The organism is Falsiroseomonas sp. CW058 (genome assembly GCF_050563535.1).
GTDB lineage: Bacteria > Pseudomonadota > Alphaproteobacteria > Acetobacterales > Acetobacteraceae > Falsiroseomonas.
The window spans coordinates 26,161-43,094 of record NZ_JBNXUO010000030.1; the positions used below are offsets into that span (position 1 = coordinate 26,161).

17 protein-coding genes are annotated in these 16,934 nt (G+C 73.1%); 7 read left to right on the forward strand and 10 right to left on the reverse strand.

Features of this window, described 5'->3' with window-relative positions:
* Positions 1-79 precede the first annotated feature (79 nt).
* A complete protein-coding gene (locus tag ACK8OX_RS20075) occupies positions 80-1,951 on the reverse strand; it encodes an ABC-F family ATP-binding cassette domain-containing protein (RefSeq protein ID WP_430666020.1) in 1,872 nt (623 codons plus the stop codon).
* A 57-nt stretch (positions 1,952-2,008) separates the two neighbouring features.
* Positions 2,009-2,191, reverse strand: coding sequence for a hypothetical protein (locus ACK8OX_RS20080; RefSeq protein ID WP_430666021.1), 183 nt, complete (start codon positions 2,189-2,191; stop codon positions 2,009-2,011).
* Positions 2,192-2,315: 124 nt separating this feature from the next.
* On the opposite strand from ACK8OX_RS20080, the gene ndk reads away from it, so the two are divergent.
* Positions 2,316-2,738 carry a nucleoside-diphosphate kinase gene (gene ndk / locus ACK8OX_RS20085; protein ID WP_430666022.1) on the forward strand — a complete coding sequence of 141 codons (423 nt, stop codon included), beginning with the start codon at positions 2,316-2,318 and terminating at the stop codon, positions 2,736-2,738.
* An 88-nt stretch (positions 2,739-2,826) separates the two neighbouring features.
* Here the strand turns inward: ndk and ACK8OX_RS20090 are convergent, their stop codons facing one another.
* From ACK8OX_RS20090 to purM, 3 genes are read right to left on the reverse strand one after another with little or no spacing between them, the layout of a single operon-like run.
* The gene (locus ACK8OX_RS20090) at positions 2,827-2,988 is read right to left on the reverse strand and encodes an aa3-type cytochrome c oxidase subunit IV (protein WP_430666023.1); all 162 of its coding nucleotides are present in this window, start codon (positions 2,986-2,988) and stop codon (positions 2,827-2,829) included.
* Between the two features lie 17 nt (positions 2,989-3,005).
* Positions 3,006-3,692, reverse strand: coding sequence for a phosphoribosylglycinamide formyltransferase (gene purN, locus ACK8OX_RS20095; RefSeq protein ID WP_430666024.1), 687 nt, complete (start codon positions 3,690-3,692; stop codon positions 3,006-3,008).
* Positions 3,692-4,753, reverse strand: coding sequence for a phosphoribosylformylglycinamidine cyclo-ligase (purM, locus tag ACK8OX_RS20100; RefSeq protein WP_430666025.1), 1,062 nt, complete (start codon positions 4,751-4,753; stop codon positions 3,692-3,694). The genes purN and purM overlap by 1 nt, the downstream gene beginning before the upstream one ends.
* A 48-nt stretch (positions 4,754-4,801) precedes the next feature.
* Between purM and ACK8OX_RS20105 the strand changes: the two genes are divergently transcribed.
* The 6 genes from ACK8OX_RS20105 to ACK8OX_RS20130 are packed head-to-tail and all read left to right on the forward strand — an operon-like array spanning position 4,802 to position 11,917.
* Entirely contained in the window at positions 4,802-5,602 is an 801-nt protein-coding gene (locus tag ACK8OX_RS20105) for a hypothetical protein (RefSeq protein WP_430666026.1), read from the forward strand.
* Positions 5,586-6,206 (forward strand): CDP-alcohol phosphatidyltransferase family protein, encoded by a 621-nt coding sequence (locus tag ACK8OX_RS20110; RefSeq protein WP_430666027.1) that lies wholly within the window; start codon positions 5,586-5,588, stop codon positions 6,204-6,206. The genes ACK8OX_RS20105 and ACK8OX_RS20110 overlap by 17 nt, the downstream gene beginning before the upstream one ends.
* A complete protein-coding gene (locus ACK8OX_RS20115) occupies positions 6,203-7,405 on the forward strand; it encodes an AI-2E family transporter (protein ID WP_430666028.1) in 1,203 nt (400 codons plus the stop codon). Before ACK8OX_RS20110 ends, ACK8OX_RS20115 begins: the two co-directional genes overlap by 4 nt.
* 53 nt (positions 7,406-7,458) lie before the next feature.
* Complete coding sequence (locus ACK8OX_RS20120) at positions 7,459-8,199, forward strand: HdaA/DnaA family protein (RefSeq protein WP_430666029.1); 741 nt, start codon at positions 7,459-7,461, stop codon at positions 8,197-8,199.
* A gap of 9 nt (positions 8,200-8,208) precedes the next feature.
* On the forward strand, positions 8,209-10,389 hold the full coding sequence (locus ACK8OX_RS20125) for an RNA degradosome polyphosphate kinase (RefSeq protein ID WP_430666030.1): 2,181 nt from the start codon (positions 8,209-8,211) through the stop codon (positions 10,387-10,389).
* 4 nt (positions 10,390-10,393) lie between these two features.
* Positions 10,394-11,917, forward strand: coding sequence for a Ppx/GppA family phosphatase (locus ACK8OX_RS20130; RefSeq protein ID WP_430666031.1), 1,524 nt, complete (start codon positions 10,394-10,396; stop codon positions 11,915-11,917).
* A 39-nt stretch (positions 11,918-11,956) separates the two neighbouring features.
* Here ACK8OX_RS20130 and ACK8OX_RS20135 read toward each other — a convergent pair whose 3' ends face one another.
* The 5 genes from ACK8OX_RS20135 to ACK8OX_RS20155 form a co-directional block, all read right to left on the reverse strand.
* Positions 11,957-14,137, reverse strand: coding sequence for a TonB-dependent receptor (locus tag ACK8OX_RS20135; protein WP_430666032.1), 2,181 nt, complete (start codon positions 14,135-14,137; stop codon positions 11,957-11,959).
* 206 nt (positions 14,138-14,343) lie between these two features.
* The gene (locus ACK8OX_RS20140; protein ID WP_430666033.1) at positions 14,344-14,850 is read right to left on the reverse strand and encodes a DUF5675 family protein; all 507 of its coding nucleotides are present in this window, start codon (positions 14,848-14,850) and stop codon (positions 14,344-14,346) included.
* Positions 14,851-15,030: 180 nt separating this feature from the next.
* Positions 15,031-15,222 (reverse strand): hypothetical protein, encoded by a 192-nt coding sequence (locus ACK8OX_RS20145; RefSeq protein ID WP_430666034.1) that lies wholly within the window; start codon positions 15,220-15,222, stop codon positions 15,031-15,033.
* 31 nt (positions 15,223-15,253) lie between these two features.
* Complete coding sequence (locus tag ACK8OX_RS20150; protein WP_430666035.1) at positions 15,254-16,099, reverse strand: fumarylacetoacetate hydrolase family protein; 846 nt, start codon at positions 16,097-16,099, stop codon at positions 15,254-15,256.
* A gap of 43 nt (positions 16,100-16,142) precedes the next feature.
* Positions 16,143-16,892 (reverse strand): SDR family oxidoreductase, encoded by a 750-nt coding sequence (locus tag ACK8OX_RS20155; protein WP_430666036.1) that lies wholly within the window; start codon positions 16,890-16,892, stop codon positions 16,143-16,145.
* Positions 16,893-16,934: the final 42 nt, after the last annotated feature.

Sequence of the window (16,934 nt, forward strand, 5' to 3'; positions counted from 1 at the left end):
GGGATGGGGATTACTGGAAGCAATAGCTACTGACGGGACGGTGCAGAACCGCACGCGTTCCATATTCACAATTTCGTGATCACGCAGCGTCGAGCCTTTCCGACAGCGTCAGCCATTCTTCCTCCAGCGCGGCCACCTCCTTCGCGATGGCCGCGCGGCGCGTGGTGGCCCAGGCGATGTCCTCGGCCTTGCGCTTCGCATAGGTGTCGGGGTCGGCCAGCCGCTTCTCGATCAGCCCGGCTTCGAGCCCGAGCCGTTCCAGCAGCTTCTCGACTTCCCGCAGCCGCTGGCGCAGCGGCGCCTGCTGCGCCCGGTTCTCCGCCCGCTCGCGCCGTTCCTGCGCGCCGCGCGCCCCGCCCGCGGCCTCCGCCCGGCCCGGGCCGCGCGCGCGTTCGGCCAGCAGCGCGCGGTACTCGTCGAGGTCGCCGTCGAAGGGCTTCACCGTGCCGTCGGCCACCAGCCACAGCCGGTCCGCCACCAGCTCCACGAGATGCGGGTCATGGGTGATCAGCAGCACCGCCCCGCCGAATTCCGCCAGCGCGCGCACCAGCGCCTCCCGCGCATCGATGTCGAGGTGGTTGGTCGGCTCGTCCAGGATCAGCAGCTGCGGCGCATCGCGCGTGCAGAGCGCGAGCAGCAGCCGCGCCTTCTCCCCGCCCGAGCACTTGGCGAGCTGGGTTTCCGCCTTCTCCGCCGTCAGCCCGAAGCGGGCGAGCTGGCTGCGGCACTGCGCGTCCGTCGCGCGCGGCAGGGCGGCGCGCATGTGCGACAGCGGCGTGCCGTCCATGTCCAGGTCCTCGGACTGGTGCTGCGCGAAGAAGCCCACGCGCAGCCGCGCCGCCCGCTTCACCTCGCCCCGCGCGGCGCCGAGCCGCCCGGCCAGCAGCTTCGCCAGCGTGGACTTGCCGTTGCCGTTGGCGCCGAGCAGCGCGATGCGGTCGTCCTGGTCGATCCGCAGGTCGAGCCCGCGCAGCACCGGCGCCCCGCCATAGCCGACCTCCGCGCGCTCGATCGCGACGATCGGGGGCGACAGCGCCTCGGGCTCGGGGAAGGCGAAGCTGCTCGCGTGGTCCTCCACCACGGCGTCGAGGGCGGGCAGCTTCTCCAGCGCCTTCAGCCGGGACTGCGCCTGCCGCGCCTTCGACGCCTTGTAGCGGAAGCGGTCCACGAAGGCCTGCATGTGCGCGCGCTGCTGCGCGATCTTCGCCCGTGCGGCTTCCTGCTGCGCCGCGCGTTCCGTGCGGATGCGCACGAAGGCCTCGTAGTTGCCCGGATAGGTGGTGATCTTCCCGCGGTCGAGATGCGCGATGACATCCACCGCGCGGTCCAGCAGCCCGCGGTCGTGGCTGACCACGATGGCCGCGCCCGGGAAGCGCGCCAGCCATCCCTCCAGCCACATCGTCGCTTCCAGGTCGAGGTGGTTGGTCGGCTCGTCCAGCAGCAGCAGGTCGGGCTCCAGGAACAGCGCGCGCGCCAGCGCGACCCGCATCCGCCAGCCGCCGGAATAGGAGGAGAGCGGCCGCGCCTGCGCCTCCGCGTCGAAGCCGAGGCCGGCGAGAACGGTCGCCGCCCGCGCCGGCGCGCTGTCGGCGCGGATGGCGATCAGGCGTTCGTGGATCTCGGCCGCGCGGTGCGGATCGGGGTGGCCGTCCAACTCGGCCAGCAGGGCGGCGCGTTCGGTGTCGGCCGCCAGCACGGCCTCCAGCAGGCTGCCCTCGCCCCCCGGCGCCTCCTGCGCGACATGGCCGAGCCGCGCGCGGGCGGCCAGCCGGATGTCCCCGCCATCCGGCTGCAATTGCCCGGTCACGGCCTTCAGCAGCGTGGACTTGCCCGCGCCGTTGCGCCCGACCAGGCCGAGCTTCCGCCCGGTGTCGAGCGTGAGGTCCGCGCCCTCGATCAGCGCGCGGCCGCCAAGGCGGATCACCAGGTTGCGGATGGACAGGACGGTCATGGCGCCGCCTCATATACCCTCCCCCGTCCCGGGGGGAGGGCCGGGCGGGGCGCCCCCCTATCCGGGCTGGCCTTCCGTGTCCCCCTCGGCCTTCGTCCCCTCCGTCGGGGCGGGGGCCCATTCGTCGGTGATCATCCCCTGCTGCTCGCTCACCTTCTCCACGTCCTCCTTCGAGGGCGGGCGGGGGATGTAGCCGGGGCTGCGCCCGACCTCGGTCTTCCGTGGCGTGTCGTCCGGCATCGCGGCCTCCCTGCGGTGACGCGCCAACGCGCGGAGAGGCGCCGGGGATGCCGGGGCTTGCGCCGGGCCCGTTCCCCGCCTATGCGCCGGCCGCACCTTCGCAGCCGCAACAAGGAACGCCCCCATGGCCATCGAGCGCACCTTCTCCATCATCAAGCCGGACGCCACCCGCCGGAACCTCACCGGCAAGATCAACGCCGTCTTCGAGGGGAACGGCCTGCGCATCGTCGCCCAGAAGCGCATCTGGATGAGCCGCGCCCAGGCGAAGGAGTTCTACAAGGTCCACGCCGCGCGGCCCTTCTACAACGACCTGGTGGACTTCATGGTGTCCGGCCCCGTCGTGGTGCAGGTGCTGGAGGGCGAGGACGCCGTCGCGAAGAACCGCGAGCTGATGGGCGCCACCAACCCCGCCAACGCGGCCGAGGGCACCATCCGCAAGCTGTTCGCCGAGAGCATCGAGGCCAATTCGGTCCACGGCTCCGACAGCGCCGAGAACGCGGCGACCGAGATCGCCTACTTCTTCGCCGGCACCGACATCGTCGGCTGAAGCCGGGGGGCCGGGGCCCGCGCCCCGGCCGCGCCGCCCGCCGCGGGTTCGTCCCGCCCGCGGCCGGCGGTGACGGGCCGCCTTCGGTCTAAACCAGGAAGATCGCCATCAGGATCAGCACGACCACCACCGCGCCGATCGACCAGGTCGAGCCCTTCATGAAGGCGTCGTAGAAGCCCTGGCGTTCCGCCATGAGATCCTCGGCCTTCACCTCGACCATCTCGTAGCCCGCGTCCGCGTGATCCGCCATGATGCCCATCGATCCGTTCAACCCTCGGCCCGGTTTGTAGGAAGCGCGGGGGCGTCGGGCAAGGGGCTGGCCAGGGCGCCTTCCGCCACCGGCGCCGCGACGCGCGCGATCCCGCCCTCCACCCGCACCCGCCCCGCCGCCAGCCAGGCCAGCGCGGCGGGGTAGATCCGGTGCTCCTGCGCCAGCACGCGGGCGGCGAGCGTCGATTCGGTGTCGTCCGGCAGCACCGGCACCGCGGCCTGAGCCAGGATCGGGCCCTCGTCCACGCCCGCGCTCACCAGGTGCACCGTGCAGCCATGCAGCCTGACGCCGGCCGCCAGCGCGCGCGCATGGGTGTCCACGCCCCGGAAGCTCGGCAGCAGGGAGGGGTGGATGTTCACCAGCCGTCCCCCCCAGCGCGCGACGAAGCCTTCCGTCAGCACCCTCATAAAGCCCGCCAGCGCCACCAGCTCCACCCCGTGCCCGAGGAGTTCCGCCTCCATCGCGTGCTCGAAGGCGGCGCGGTCGCCGCGGAAGGGGCGGCTTTCCACCACCGCGGTCGGGATGCCCGCCGCCCGCGCGCGCGCCAGCCCGCCCGCATCGGCGCGGTTCGACAGCACCAGCACGATCTCCGCCGGGTAGGCGGGGTCGGCGGCCGCCTCCAGCAGCGCCGCCATGTTGCTGCCGCGGCCCGAGACGAGGACCGCGGTGCGCCGCCGCGCCATCAGCCCGGCCAGCCGGCCGCGAGGTTGTCGAGCCGCACCGACGCCTTGCCCGCGCCGGCCTCCACCACGCCGATGCGGTGGACGGATTCGCCCGCCCCGCGCAGCATCGCCGCCGCACGCTCCGCATCCGCCGCCGCCACCGCCGCCACCATGCCGATGCCGCAGTTGAAGACGCGCGCCATCTCCCCCGGCGCGACGCCCCCGGCGCGGGCGAGCCAGGCGAAGACGGGCGGCACGGGCCAGGACCGCGCATCGATCGCCGCCACCACGCCGTCGGGCAGCACGCGCGGGACGTTGCCCGGAAGGCCGCCACCGGTGATGTGCGCCGCCGCCTTCAGCAGCCCCGCCCGGTGCAGCGCCAGCAGCGGCTTCACGTAGATGCGCGTGGGGGCGAGCAGCGCCCGCCCCAGGCTCGTCCCCGGCGCGAAGGGGGCGGGGGCGTCGAGGGCGAGCCCCGCCGCCTCCAGCACCCGCCGCACCAGGGAGAAGCCGTTGGAATGCACGCCGGAGCTGGACAGGCCGAGCAGCACGTCCCCCGGCCCGACATCGCCGCGCGGCAGCAGCGCGCCGCGTTCCGCCGCGCCGACGGAGAAGCCGGCCAGGTCGTAGTCGCCCGACCGGTAGAGCCCCGGCATCTCCGCCGTCTCGCCGCCCACCAGGGCGCAGCCGGCGATGCGGCAGCCCTCGGCGATGCCGGCCACCACCTCCCGCGCCTGCGCGACCTCGAGCCGGCCGGTCGCGAAGTAGTCCAGGAAGAACAGCGGCTCCGCCCCCTGCACCACCAGGTCGTTGACGCACATCGCCACCAGGTCCTGGCCGACGAAGCCGTGAATCCCGGCCTCGATCGCGATCTTCAGCTTGGTGCCGACCCCGTCGGTGGAGGAGACCAGCACGGGGTCCGCGAAGCCCGCCGCGCGCAGGTCGAACAGCGCGCCGAACCCGCCGAGGCCGCCCATCGTTCCAGGCCTGTCGGTGGCGCGCGCCAGCGGCTTGATCGCATCCACCAGCGCGTCGCCGGCTTCGATGTCAACGCCCGCGTCTCTGTAGGTCAGGCTGGTCATGGCGGCCCCCGATCGGGTATGCGGCTTGGAACAGGCAAGGATGGAACGATGCCGGTCACCCGGTTCGACATCGGCTTCGAAACCGGCCCCGGGATCGCCGGCGGCGTCCCCGGTCGCGGCGGAAGGAACCACGCGGGCGCTGCTGCCGCAACCGCGCCGGCCCTGCGCGCGGCGCTTCTGGGCCTCGTCCTCGCCGCGTCCGGGCTGGGCCCCGTCTTCGTGCCCGCACCCGCCGCGGCCCAGACGGCGCCGGAGGAGAACCCGCTGGTCCAGCGCAACGTCCCGGCCGAGGCCACGGCGGAGAATGCCGTGGTCGCGCGGGACCGCGCCCTCGCGGCCGGGCAGCGGCTTGCCTATGAGCGCATGGCGGGCCAGCTCGGCCTGTCCACCGGCGCCTCCGACAGCCAGATCGAATCCATGGTGCAGTCGCTGGTGATCGAGAGCGAGCGGATCACCCCGCGCGGCTATGCGGCGCGCATCACCGTGAACTTCAACCCGTCCCGGGTCGGTGCCCGCGCCCCTTCCGGCAGCGCGGCCGCGGCGGCACCCTCGCCAGCGGCCCAGCCCGGCCGCGGCGGCCCGGCGGTGACCACGGTCGATGCCGTGGCGCGCTATCGCTCCTTTCCGGAATGGGTCGAGATCACGCGCCGCCTCGGCTCCGCGGGGCCGGTGGCGCGGGTGGAGGTGGTGACGGTGTCGGGCGACATGGCGCGGCTTCGCCTCGCGCTCCGCAGTCAGCCGCCCGAGGCGGCGGCGGAACTCGGCGCGGCCGGGCTGCAGCTCAATCCGGGGCCGATCGACGCGCGGCCGGGCGAGGGATGGCGCCTGAGCCTTGCCGGCGGCCGCTGAGGACCGCCCGGCCGGGGGCGGCGCGCCCGGCCACGCCACCCCGCCCGGCGAGCCGGAGCCGGCGGCGGTCCTGTTCACCATCCCGAACGCCATCACCTTCGCCCGGCTCTGCGCCGTGCCGGGCACCGTCTGGCTGATCGTCAACCACCGCCTCGACCTCGCCTTCTGGATGTTCGTCGCGGCCGGGCTGTCGGACGGGATCGACGGCTGGCTGGCGCGGGTGCGCAACGCGCGCTCGAAGCTCGGCGCGGTGCTGGACCCGGTGGCGGACAAGGCGCTGCTGGTGTCGGTCTACGTCACCCTCGCCGCGATCGGGGTGCTGCCGGACTGGCTGGCCATCCTGGTGGTGTTCCGAGACCTGCTGATCGTGGGCGGCGTGCTGCTGCTCTACGTGCTGCACCAGCCGCCGCATATCCGCCCGCTCATGATCTCCAAGGTGAACACCGCGCTGCAGATCCTGCTGGCGGCGGCGGCCCTGCTGGCGGCGGGCTACGGCCAGGCGGACTGGCTGGCGCTGGACATGCTGGTCTGGGCGACGGCCGCCGCCACCTTCGCCTCCGGCGCCGCCTATGTGGCGCAGGCCGTGAAGCGGGGCGCGGGATGAGCGGGGCGGCCCGCCCCCCCGGCACCGCGCTTCGCCCGGCCGATCCGGCCCGCCTGCCGGACCCGAAGCCGGCGGCGGACCCGCCACGGCCGCCCGGCTGGCCGCCATCGCCTGGCGCGCGCAGCGCGACGCGCGGGCAGCGCATGGCACTCGTGCTCGGCACGCTCGCCGCGCTGCTGTTCGCGCTGTGGCTGTTCTCCGCGATCCTGACGCCCTTCGTGCTGGCGGCCTGCATCGCCTATTTCCTCGACCCGCCGGCGACGCGGCTGGCGCGCTTCGGCATCCCGCGCGGGTTCGGCGCCTTCCTGCTGATCCTCGGCCTCACCGCGGCGGCGCTGCTGGCGGTGCTGCTGCTCTATCCGCTGCTGGTCGCGCAGATCGGCGTGCTGATCCAGCGCCTGCCCGCCTATGTCGTCGGCATCGGCACGCTGGTGAGGGAGGCGCTGGAACGCGCGCAGGAAACCTTCGGGCCCGAGGTGGTGGACGCGCAGCTGCGCGACCTGGTGGTGGGGCAGGCGGGGCAGATGGTGACCTTCCTGGCCACCGCGGTCGGGCGGCTGATCGGCGGCGGCATCGCGCTGTTCAACGTGTTCACGCTGCTGGTGGTGACGCCGGTGGTGGGCTTCTACCTGCTGCGCGACTGGCCACGGCTGATCGCGCGGGTGGAAAGCTGGCTGCCGCGCCGGTCCGCCCATGTGCTGCGCCAGCTGTCCCGCGACACCGACCGCGTGCTGTCGGCCTGGCTGCGGGGGCAGCTGCTGTGCTGCCTCATCCTCGCGGTGTTCTACGCGGTCGGCCTGCAGGTCGTCGGGCTGGAGCTCGGCCTGACGGTCGGGCTGATGGCGGGGGTGCTGTCCTTCATCCCCTATGTCGGCTCGCTGACCGGCTTCGTCACGGCGGTGGTGCTGGCGGCGGCGCAGTTCGGCACCTGGCACGGCGTGGGGCTGGTGGTCGCCGTCTTCGTGATCGGCCAGGTGGTGGAGGGCTACGTCATCTATCCCCGCCTGCTCGGCGACCGGGTGGAGCTGCACGCGGTCTGGGTGATCTTCGCGCTGTTCGCGGGCGGCGTCGCCTTCGGCTTCCTCGGCGTGCTGCTGGCGGTGCCGATGGCCGCGGCGATCGGCGTCGTCGCGCGCTACTGGCTGCGCCGCTACCTGGAAAGCCCGCTCTACCTCGACCCGCCGCGCACCGGCAGCTGAGCCCGCGGCCGCCGGCGGTTGCAGGGCCGCGCGGGCTGGCGCATTCCCCTGCCATGCCGGCCGACCCGCCCGTCCACCGCCAGCTTCCCCTGCCGCTCGCCGGGCGGCCGTCCCATGCGCGGGCGGACCTGGTGGCCGATCCCTCCAACGCCGAGGCGCTGGCCTGGCTCGACCGGCCGGCGGACTGGCCGCTCGGCCGGCTCGCGCTGTTCGGCCCGGCGGGCACCGGCAAGTCCCACATGCTGCGCGCCGCCGCGGCGGGCCATGGCTGGCGGCTGCTGCACGGGGCGGCGCTGACCGAGGCGCTGGCGCTCGCGCCCGCCGCCGGCACCGCGCTCGACGACGCGGAGGCGGCGCCGGAAGCCGCGCTGTTCCACCTCATCAACCGCAGCGCGGAGGCGGGGGCGCGGCTGCTGCTGGCCTCCCGCCCGCCGCCGGCGCGCTGGCCGGTGCGGCTGCCGGACCTCGCCTCGCGCCTGCGCGCCACGCTCGCGGTGGGGATCGGCGCGCCGTCGGATGCGCTGCTGGCCGCGCTGCTGGCCAAGCACCTGGCCGACCGGCAGCTGCGCGTGGGTGCGGAGGTGCAGGGCTTCCTGCTGGCTCGCCTGCCGCGCGACGCCGCCTCGGTCGCCGCCGCGGTGGCGGCGCTGGATGCGGCGGCGCTGGCCGGCCAGGCGCCGATCACCCGCCCCTTCGCCCGCGCCGTGCTTGGCCCCCTGCTCGGCGCGCCGGAGGATGACGATCCGATGACGGGAGGGGCCGCCGCCTCGCCGCCCGGTGGCGCGTTGGGCTAGGCTGCCGCCATGGACACGCTGCCCAACCCCGCCGCGCCCGCCGCCGCCGGCCTTCCGGCCGCCAGCCCCGCGCGCTTCATCAACCGGGAGATCTCCTGGCTGGCCTTCAACGGCCGCGTGCTGGAGGAGGCGGCGAATCCGCGCCACCCGCTGCTGGAGAGGCTGCGCTTCGTCGCCATCTCCGCCTCCAACCTCGACGAGTTCTATTCGGTGCGCGTCGCCGGGCTGATCGGGCAGGAACGCGCCGGCGTGCTGACCCCGTCCTCGGACGGGTTGACGCCCGCGCAGGCGCTGGCCGCCATCCATGACGAGACGCAGCGCCTGATCACCGCCCAGCAGGACAGCTGGCGGGAACTGCGCGGCCTGCTGGCGGAGGCGGGGCTGCATGTCTGCGCGCCGGGCGACCTGACCGAGCCCGACCGCGCCTGGCTGGAAGGCTGGTTCATGGACCGGGTCTTCCCGGTGCTGACCCCGCTGGCGGTGGACCCGGCGCATCCCTTCCCCTTCATCGCCAACCTCGCGCTCTGCATGGTGCTGAAGCTGGTGCGGGAGGAGGATGGCGGCACGATGCGCGCGCTGCTGCCGCTGCCGCCGCAGGTGGACCGCTTCATCCGCCTGCCCGCCCGCCACGATGAGCCGCGCACCATCCGCTTCCTGATGCTGGAGGACCTGATCCTCCTGTTCCTCCGCCGCCTGTTCCCCGGCTTCCTGCCGGCCGAAAGCGGCCTGTTCCGCCTGATCCGCGACACCGACGTGGAATTCGAGGAGGAGGCCGAGGACCTGGTCCGCAGCTACGAGACGGCGCTGAAGCGCCGCCGGCGTGGCCGCGCCATCCGCCTCTCGGTCGATGCGCGGATGCCCGGGGACATGGTGGACCTGGTGGCGGACGAGCTGGACGCGGACCGCGGCGGCGTCATCACCGTGGACGGCATCCTCGGCGTCTCCGACCTGCGGCAGCTGATCGTGGACGACCGGCCGGACCTGCTGTTCACGCCCTACACGCCGCGTTTCCCCGAACGCATCCTCGACTTCGGCGGCGACTGCTTCGCGGCCATCGCGGCGAAGGACATCGTCGTCCACCACCCCTACGAATCCTTCGACGTGGTGGTCCAGTTCCTGCGGCAGGCCGCGCGCGACCCCAACGTGGTGGCCATCAAGCAGACGCTCTACCGCACCACCCGCGACAGCCCGATTGCCAAGGCGCTGATCGAGGCCGCGGAATCCGGCAAGTCCGTCACCGGCATCGTCGAGATCAAGGCCCGCTTCGACGAGGAGCGCAACATCGCGCTGGCGCGCGAGCTGGAAGCCGCGGGCGTGCAGGTGGTGTTCGGCTTCGTGGAGCTGAAGACCCACGCCAAGGTGTCGCTGGTGGTGCGCCGCGAACGCGAGGGCCTGCGCAGCTACGCCCATTTCGGCACCGGCAACTACCACCCCGTCACCGCGCGCATCTACACCGACCTCAGCTTCTTCACCGCCGATGCCGGGCTGACGCGCGATGCCGCGAAGCTGTTCAACTACATGACCGGCTACGCCCGGCCCGAGACGATGGAGGGCCTGGCCTTCGCCCCGCTCACCATCCGCCCCGCGCTGCTCGGCCTCATCGAGCGGGAGATCGCCTTCGCGCGCGAGGGTCGGCCCGCGGCCATCTGGCTCAAGATGAACAGCCTGGTCGACGAACAGGTGATCGATGCGCTCTACCGCGCCTCCCAGGCCGGGGTGGGGGTGGATTGCGTGGTGCGCGGCATCTGCTGCCTGCGCCCCGGCGTGCCGGGCCTGTCGGACAACATCCGGGTGAAGTCCATCGTCGGCCGCTTCCTCGAACATTCGCGCGTCTACGTCTTCGGCAACGGCCACCGCCTGCCCTCGCGGCGCGCGCGCGTCTTCATCAGCAGCGCCGACCTGATGGCCCGCAACATGGACTGGCGGGTGGAGACGATGGTGCCGATCGAGAACCCGACCGTGCATGCCCAGATCCTCGACCAGGTGATGGTGGTGAACCTCCAGGACACGCGGCAATCCTGGCAGCTCGGCCCTGACGGCGCCTATCGCCGGCTGGAGCCCGGGGCGAAGCCCGTCTCCGCGCATGAGTATTTCATGACCAACCCCTCCCTCTCCGGCCGCGGCAGCGCGCTGCAACGGCCGGCCCGCACACCCCGTCGCACGCGGCAGGACCGCGTGGCGCAGGACTGAACGCATGGACCTCCTCTCCCCCGCCGAGGCGCATGGCCGGAACGCCGACGATGCGCGCCGCCGCGTCGGCGTGGTCGATCTCGGCTCCAACTCCGTCCGCCTGGTGATCTTCGAGGGGCTGTCCCGCAACCCGCTGCCCATCTTCAACGAGAAGGCGGTGCTCGGCCTCGGGCGCGGGTTGCAGATGACCGGCCGCCTGAACGAGGAGGCGATCGGCCCGGCGCTGACCGTCATGTCGCGCTACTTCGCCGTGGCGCGGGCGATGGGCGCCGACCCGGTGGAGGTCGTCGCCACCGCCGCCACGCGGGATGCGGCGAATGGCGCGGAGTTCATCGCCGCGCTCCGCGCCCGCCTTCCCGGCATCCCCATCCGCGTGCTGAGCGGGGAGGAGGAGGGCGCGCATTCCGCCGATGGCGTGCTGCTCGGCTTCCCGGGCGCGGACGGCATCCTCGGCGACCTCGGCGGCGGCTCGCTCGAACTCGTCGAGCTCGATGCGGGCCGCGCGGGCGCCGCGGCGTCACTGCCGATGGGCGCGATCCGCCTGGCCGACCGTGCGGCGGGCGAGGTGGCGAAGGCCCGCGCCATCGTGGAGGCCGACCTCGCCCGCGTGCCCTGGCTGAAGCGCGGGGCGGGCAGGGACCTCTACCTCGTCGGCGGCGCCTGGCGAGCGCTCGCGCGGATGCACATCGCGCAGACCGGCTACCCGCTGTCCATCGTCCACCACTACGTCCTCCCGCGGGAGGAGGCGCGCGACCTCGCCGGCGTCGTCGCCCAGGCGCCGCGACGGACGCTCGAGAAGATGCCCGGCGCGCCGGCCAAGCGGCTCGGCGACATGCCCTTCGCCGCCGTCGTGCTGCGCCGCCTGCTGCGCGCCACCGGGGCGCGCCGCGTCGTGTTCAGCGCCAACGGCCTGCGGGAGGGCTGGTACGCGCGCCTGCTGCCGGCCGATGTGCGGGGGGCCGACCCGCTGCTCTGCGCCGGCCGCGACCTCGCCGCCCGCTTCGGGCGCGAGCCCGAGCTGCCGCCCGCGCTGCGCGCCTGGACCGACCCGCTGTTCGAGGGGGAGGCGCCGGACCAGGCCGCGCTGCGCGAGGCCGCCTGCTGGATCGCCGACATCGGCAGCCACGACCACCCCGACTACCGCGCGGAACAGGGCTTCTACCGCGTGCTGCGCCAGCCCGGCGTCGGGCTCGACCACCACCAGCGCGCCTTCCTCGCCCTCGTCGTGGCGCTGCGCTACGAGGCGGAGGCCAGCGCCCCCTTCCTCGCCTGCGCGCGCCAGCTCCTGGACGCCGATGCGCAGCGCCGCGCCGAACAGCTCGGCGCCGCGCTGCGCCTCGCCTTCACGCTCTCGGGCGGCACGCCGGTGCTGCTCGCCGGCACCGCGCTGGCCCGCCACGGCGGCGAATTGCGGCTGCGCCTGGTGGAGGGCAGCGGCGTCTTCGCGGGGGAAAGCGTGCAGCGCCGGCTGGACGCGCTGGCCGCGGCGCTCGGCCTCGCCGCGGTGGTGGAGGTGGCGGGGGGGTGATGCGCCCCCCGCCGCGTCGGCGGCGGGGGGCTTCGCCGTTCAGAACCGAGTGGTCAGCGCGAAGCGCATCGAGAAGGGCGCGCCGGGCATGATGTTGTTGTTGTTGTCCGCGACCGGGTAGTATTTCGTCCGCAGCAGGTTCTCGAAATTCGCCTGCAGCTCCACCCGCTCCGACACGTTCCAGTACAGCGCGCCGTCGAGCCGGGTGAAGGCCGGGATGCGCGCGCGGTTGTCCGCCGCGGCCACGTAGCTCGACTGGTGGACCACGCCGAGCCCGACGCCGAGGCGGGGGGAGACGTCGTAGCGGTTCCACAGCGACAGCGTGTTGCGCGGCACGAAGGGCACCGTGTTGCCCTGCTGCACGGTCGCGGACTGCGCGCTGGTGAATTCGGATTCCTGCACCGCCCAGCCGGCCATCATGCTCCAGGCCTCCGTCACGCGGCCGCGCGCGCCCAGCTCGAAGCCGCGCGTGCGCGTGCCGTCCACCAGGATGGACCGCGTGACATCCGCCGGGTCGGTCACCGCGACATTGGTGCGGTCCAACTGGAACAGCGCGGCGGTGACGGACAGGTCCGGCGTCAAGTCCCACTTCGCGCCGATCTCGCGGTTGGTGAACTCCTCCGGCTCCAGCGACCGGTTCGACAGGGTGAGGGAGCCGAGCTGCTCGCCCGCCCGCGGCAGGTAGGAGGTGCTGTAGCTGGCATAGAGCGACAGCGGCTGCACCGGCTGCCACACCAGCCCGATGCGGGGCGACAGGGTGGTGTCGTTCTGGTCCACCCGCTCACCCGTCCGGTTGTTGCGGAAGTCCATGCCGAAATTGTCCAGCCGCAGGCCCGCGATCAGCTGCAGCCCGGGCAGAAGCTGCATCTGGTCCTGGATGTAGGCCGCGGCGGTGGTGGCGGTGCCGCTGGTATTGGCGTCCGTCGCGCTGGCGCGGAAGCTGACTGGCAGGCCGATGCGCGGCGAGGCGACCGGCACGCTGACCGAGGTGACGTTCGGCCCGAAGGAGGTGAAGTAGCCCGTCAGCCGCACCGAATCCGTCCATTGCCGGCCGAGTTCCACGCCCGCGAGCAGCGTGTGGCGGACGGGGCCGGTGGCGAGGTCCATCACCAGGTCGGTCTGGTTGAACAGGTTCTGCCGGTGGGTGGAGTGGTTGTAGGCGGCGATGGAGACCGCCTGCCCGTTGGCCGAGACGGCGCCGGGGAAGACGTTCTGGTAGAACTTGTCGTAGTCGGCGAAGCGCAGCGTGTTGCGCAGCGTCACGCCCTCCATGATGCGGTGGTCGAGCCCGAGGTTGAAGGCATGCACCTCGGCGCGCGTGCGGCTGAGGTCCGGGTCGCCGAAGAAGGTGTCGACGCCGGTCGCCAGCGGACGGCCGTTGAAGGAGGGGATGCCGCGGTCGGCGGTGCGCTCGTCGCGGAAATACTCGTAGCCGCCGCGGATCGTGGTGTTGTCGCCGAGGCGGTAGGAGAAGGTCGGGTTGATGCCGTAGCGTTCGAGGTCGACGCCCCGGCGGTAGCTGTCCGCCTGTTCGTAGACGCCCATGACGCGCACCGCCGCGCCCCCGCCCACCGTGTCGCCGATGTCGAAGCTGCCGCGAAGCTGCCCGTAGGAGCCGGCCTGCAGCCGCACTTCCCGCCGGCGTTCGCCGTCGGCCTGGCGCGTCACGCGGTTGATCACGCCGCCCGCGCCGCCACGGCCGAAGATCATCGCATTGGGGCCGAGCAGCACCTCCACGCGGTCTATGTTGTAGAGGTCGCGGATGTACTGCACGTCGTCGCGCAGCCCGTCGACGAACAGGCTGGCGGTGGTGGACTGTCCGCGCAGCACAGGCGTGTCGCGGTTGCCCTCGCCCAGCGCGTAGCCCGCGCCGGGGACGTAGCGCAGCACGTCCTGCAGGTTCTGCATCGACAGGTCGCGGATCGCCTGCTGGGTCGTCACGGTGACGCTCTGCGGCACGTCGCGCAGCGGCGTGTCGGTGCGGGTCGCGCTGCCGGTGCGCGCCGCCGCGTAGCCCGCCGCCGCGCCGACCACGCCGATCTCGGGCAGGGCGATGGCGCCGGCCTCGGGGGCGGGGGAGGTGGTCTGCGCGAGGCCCGCGCCCGGTGCCGCGATGACGAGGGCGAGCACCGGCGCCGCCACGCCACGGGCGGCCCGGCGAGCGCGGCGGCGGGGCGCGGCCTGGGCGGGGGCGCGGGTGTGTCGGCTGCGTTCGGTCATGCCTGGGGTCTCGTTCCTGCAAATGCGACTGATTCGCATTTGCGGAGAATAGACCGCGGTGTCGCCGATTTGGCAAGACAGGCCAGGCCCGCCCCGGCGGGGGTGCGCCCGGCCGCGGCGGAAGGGGGGATCGTCGCGCCGGCATCCTCCGCGAAGGCAGAGGATGGTTCGCGGATGTGGCGGGCGCGCGCCCGTCTGGCGGCGGGCTACGCCACCATGGCGCTGCCGCCGCGCAGCGCCTCGAACAGGTCGCGGTTCGGGTGGCGCAGCTTGCCCTGGGGTTCGCCGATGTCGTTCCGCAGCGTCACCCGGATCTCGCCCTTGGCGGCGCGCAGCACCTTCATCAGCCGGATGAAGGCCGCGACCGAGGCGCCGATGGCGGGTGACTTGCGGTCCCAGGCATCGCCGACCAGCAGGCAGCCATGCGTGTGCTCGGCGTTGTTGCCGACATGGATGCGCACGCCGCTGTAGCCCGGCACGCCTTCCAGCAGAGGGACGATGCGCCCCAGCCCCTTCTTCTCGTAGCTGTCGGAGAAGCGCGGACTTTCGCAGAGCCGTACGGGATAGGTGCCGGCCGGGATCGCGGTCTTGCCGTGGATCTTCTTATCCCGGATCACGTCTTCCAGCGTGAAGCAGGTGAAGTCGCTGCCGATGGTGAGCGTGCCGATCGTGGCATCACCCACCGCCATGTGACGGCTGACGAGGATGTCCATGACGATTCTCCGCGACATCGTGTCGCGGAGCGGGATGCTAGGCCCCCGGAGACGGAACGGACCAGCGCGACGCGGCGCCCGGCCCACACAGCCGCGTGCGCGCCGCACGCCGTGGCTGGCCGCGCGAATGGCGGGGGAGGGGCCGGGCCAACTGCGCCGCCCGGCCCTTCCCGCAGCCGGTCAGGGCGCCGGCGGGGCCGCCGGGGCGTTGAGGTCGAGGAACTTCAGCGGACGCCAGCCGGAGACGTTGTTCGCCTCGAAGCTCAGCTTCCAGGACCGGCCATTGGTGCTGTCCACCAGCACCACGAACATCCCCGTTCCCACCGGGCAGGCCACCACCTGGTAGCGCCCGTTCTCGTTGCTGTCGGCCATCTGTCGTCAAACCCCCTGTTGAATCAAGAACTCAGCCATATGCGACCGTGCGCTGCACCTGCTCGCCCAGCCCCTGGATCGAGAGCCGCATCTCCTGCCCCGCCCGCAGGAAGACCGGCGGCTTCTTCCCGAGACCCACCCCCGGCGGCGTGCCGGTCGAGATCACGTCGCCCGGATGCAGCGTGATGAAGTGCGACACGTAGGAGACGAGGTGGCGCACGCCGAAGATCATCGTGCGGGTCGAGCCGTCCTGCATCCGCACCCCGTCGAGGTCGAGCGTCATGGCCAGGTCCTGCGGGTCCGCGACCTCGTCCTTCGTGACCAGCCAGGGGCCGAGAGGGCCGAAGGTGTCGCAGCCCTTGCCCTTGTCCCAGGACCCGCCGCGCTCGATCTGCCATTCGCGCTCGGACACGTCGTTGGCGATGGCGTAGCCCGCGACGTGGTCCATCGCCGCCGCCTCGTCCACGCATTTCGCCGTGCTGCCGATGATGACGGCCAGCTCGACCTCCCAGTCGGTCTTCACGGAATTCTTCGGGATCATCACGTCGTCATTCGGGCCGCACAGCGCGCCGAGCGACTTCAGGAAGACGATCGGCTCCTTCGGGATGGCCGCCCCCGTCTCCGCCGCGTGGTCGGCGTAGTTCAGCCCGATGCAGACGAAGTTCCGCATCCCCGCCACCGGCGGGCCGAGCCGCGGGCGGCCGCCCACCACCGGCAGCGAAGCGGCGTCGAGCCCGGCGAGCTTCGCGAGACCGGCGGGCGACAGCGCATCCCCCGCCAGGTCGGCGATCACGCCGGAGAGGTCCCGGATGGCGCCCGAGGCGTCCAGCATGCCGGGCTTTTCCTGGCCCGCGGGGCCGTAGCGGAGGAGCTTCATGATGATCCTGCCTTTAGAACAAGTTTCGTGGGACGCGAAGGGGCTACAGGGTCCATCCACCGTCGATGGTGACCGCCTGGCCGGTGACGAAGGCGCTCTCGTCGGCCGCCAGGTAGACCGCCAGCGCCGCGATCTCCTCCGCGGTGGCCAGCCGGCCCATCTGCTGGCGGGCCACGAAGGCGGCGCGCGCCGCCTCCACGCCGCCCGCCGCCGCCGCATTGGCCGCGATCCGCTCGCCGAGGGAGGGGGTATCCACCGTGCCCGGGCAGATCGCGTTGCAGCGGATGCCGCGGGCCACGTATTCGGTCGCCACCGACTTCGTCAGCCCGATCACCGCCGCCTTGGTCGTGCCGTAGAGGAAGCGGTTCGGCGCCCCTTTGATCGAGGAGCAGGCCGAGGACATGTTCACGATCGTCCCCCGCCCGCGTTCCAGCATCCCCGGAAGCGCGGCGCGGATCATGCGCCACATCGCGCGCACGTTCAGGTCGAAGGCGAAGTCCCATTCGGCGTCGGTCGCCGTCAGCACCGTGTTCTGGTGGACGAAGCCCGCACAGTTGAACAGCACGTCGATCCGCCCCGCATCGCCCACCACCGCGCCGATCGCCGCGGGGTCGAGCACGTCGAGCACCCGTGTCGTGATCCCCGGCGCGACGAGCCCGGCGAGCCTCGCCGCGTCCCGGTCGGTCGCGATCACCTCGGCGCCCTCGGCCGCATAGGCCAGCGCGGTGGCGCGGCCGATGCCCTGCGCCGCGGCGGTGATCAGGGCGCGCTTTCCCGCAAGGCGGCTGGCCATGGCGGCTTGGTCCTCCCGTTCCTGTCGTGGCCGGCGCGGGGG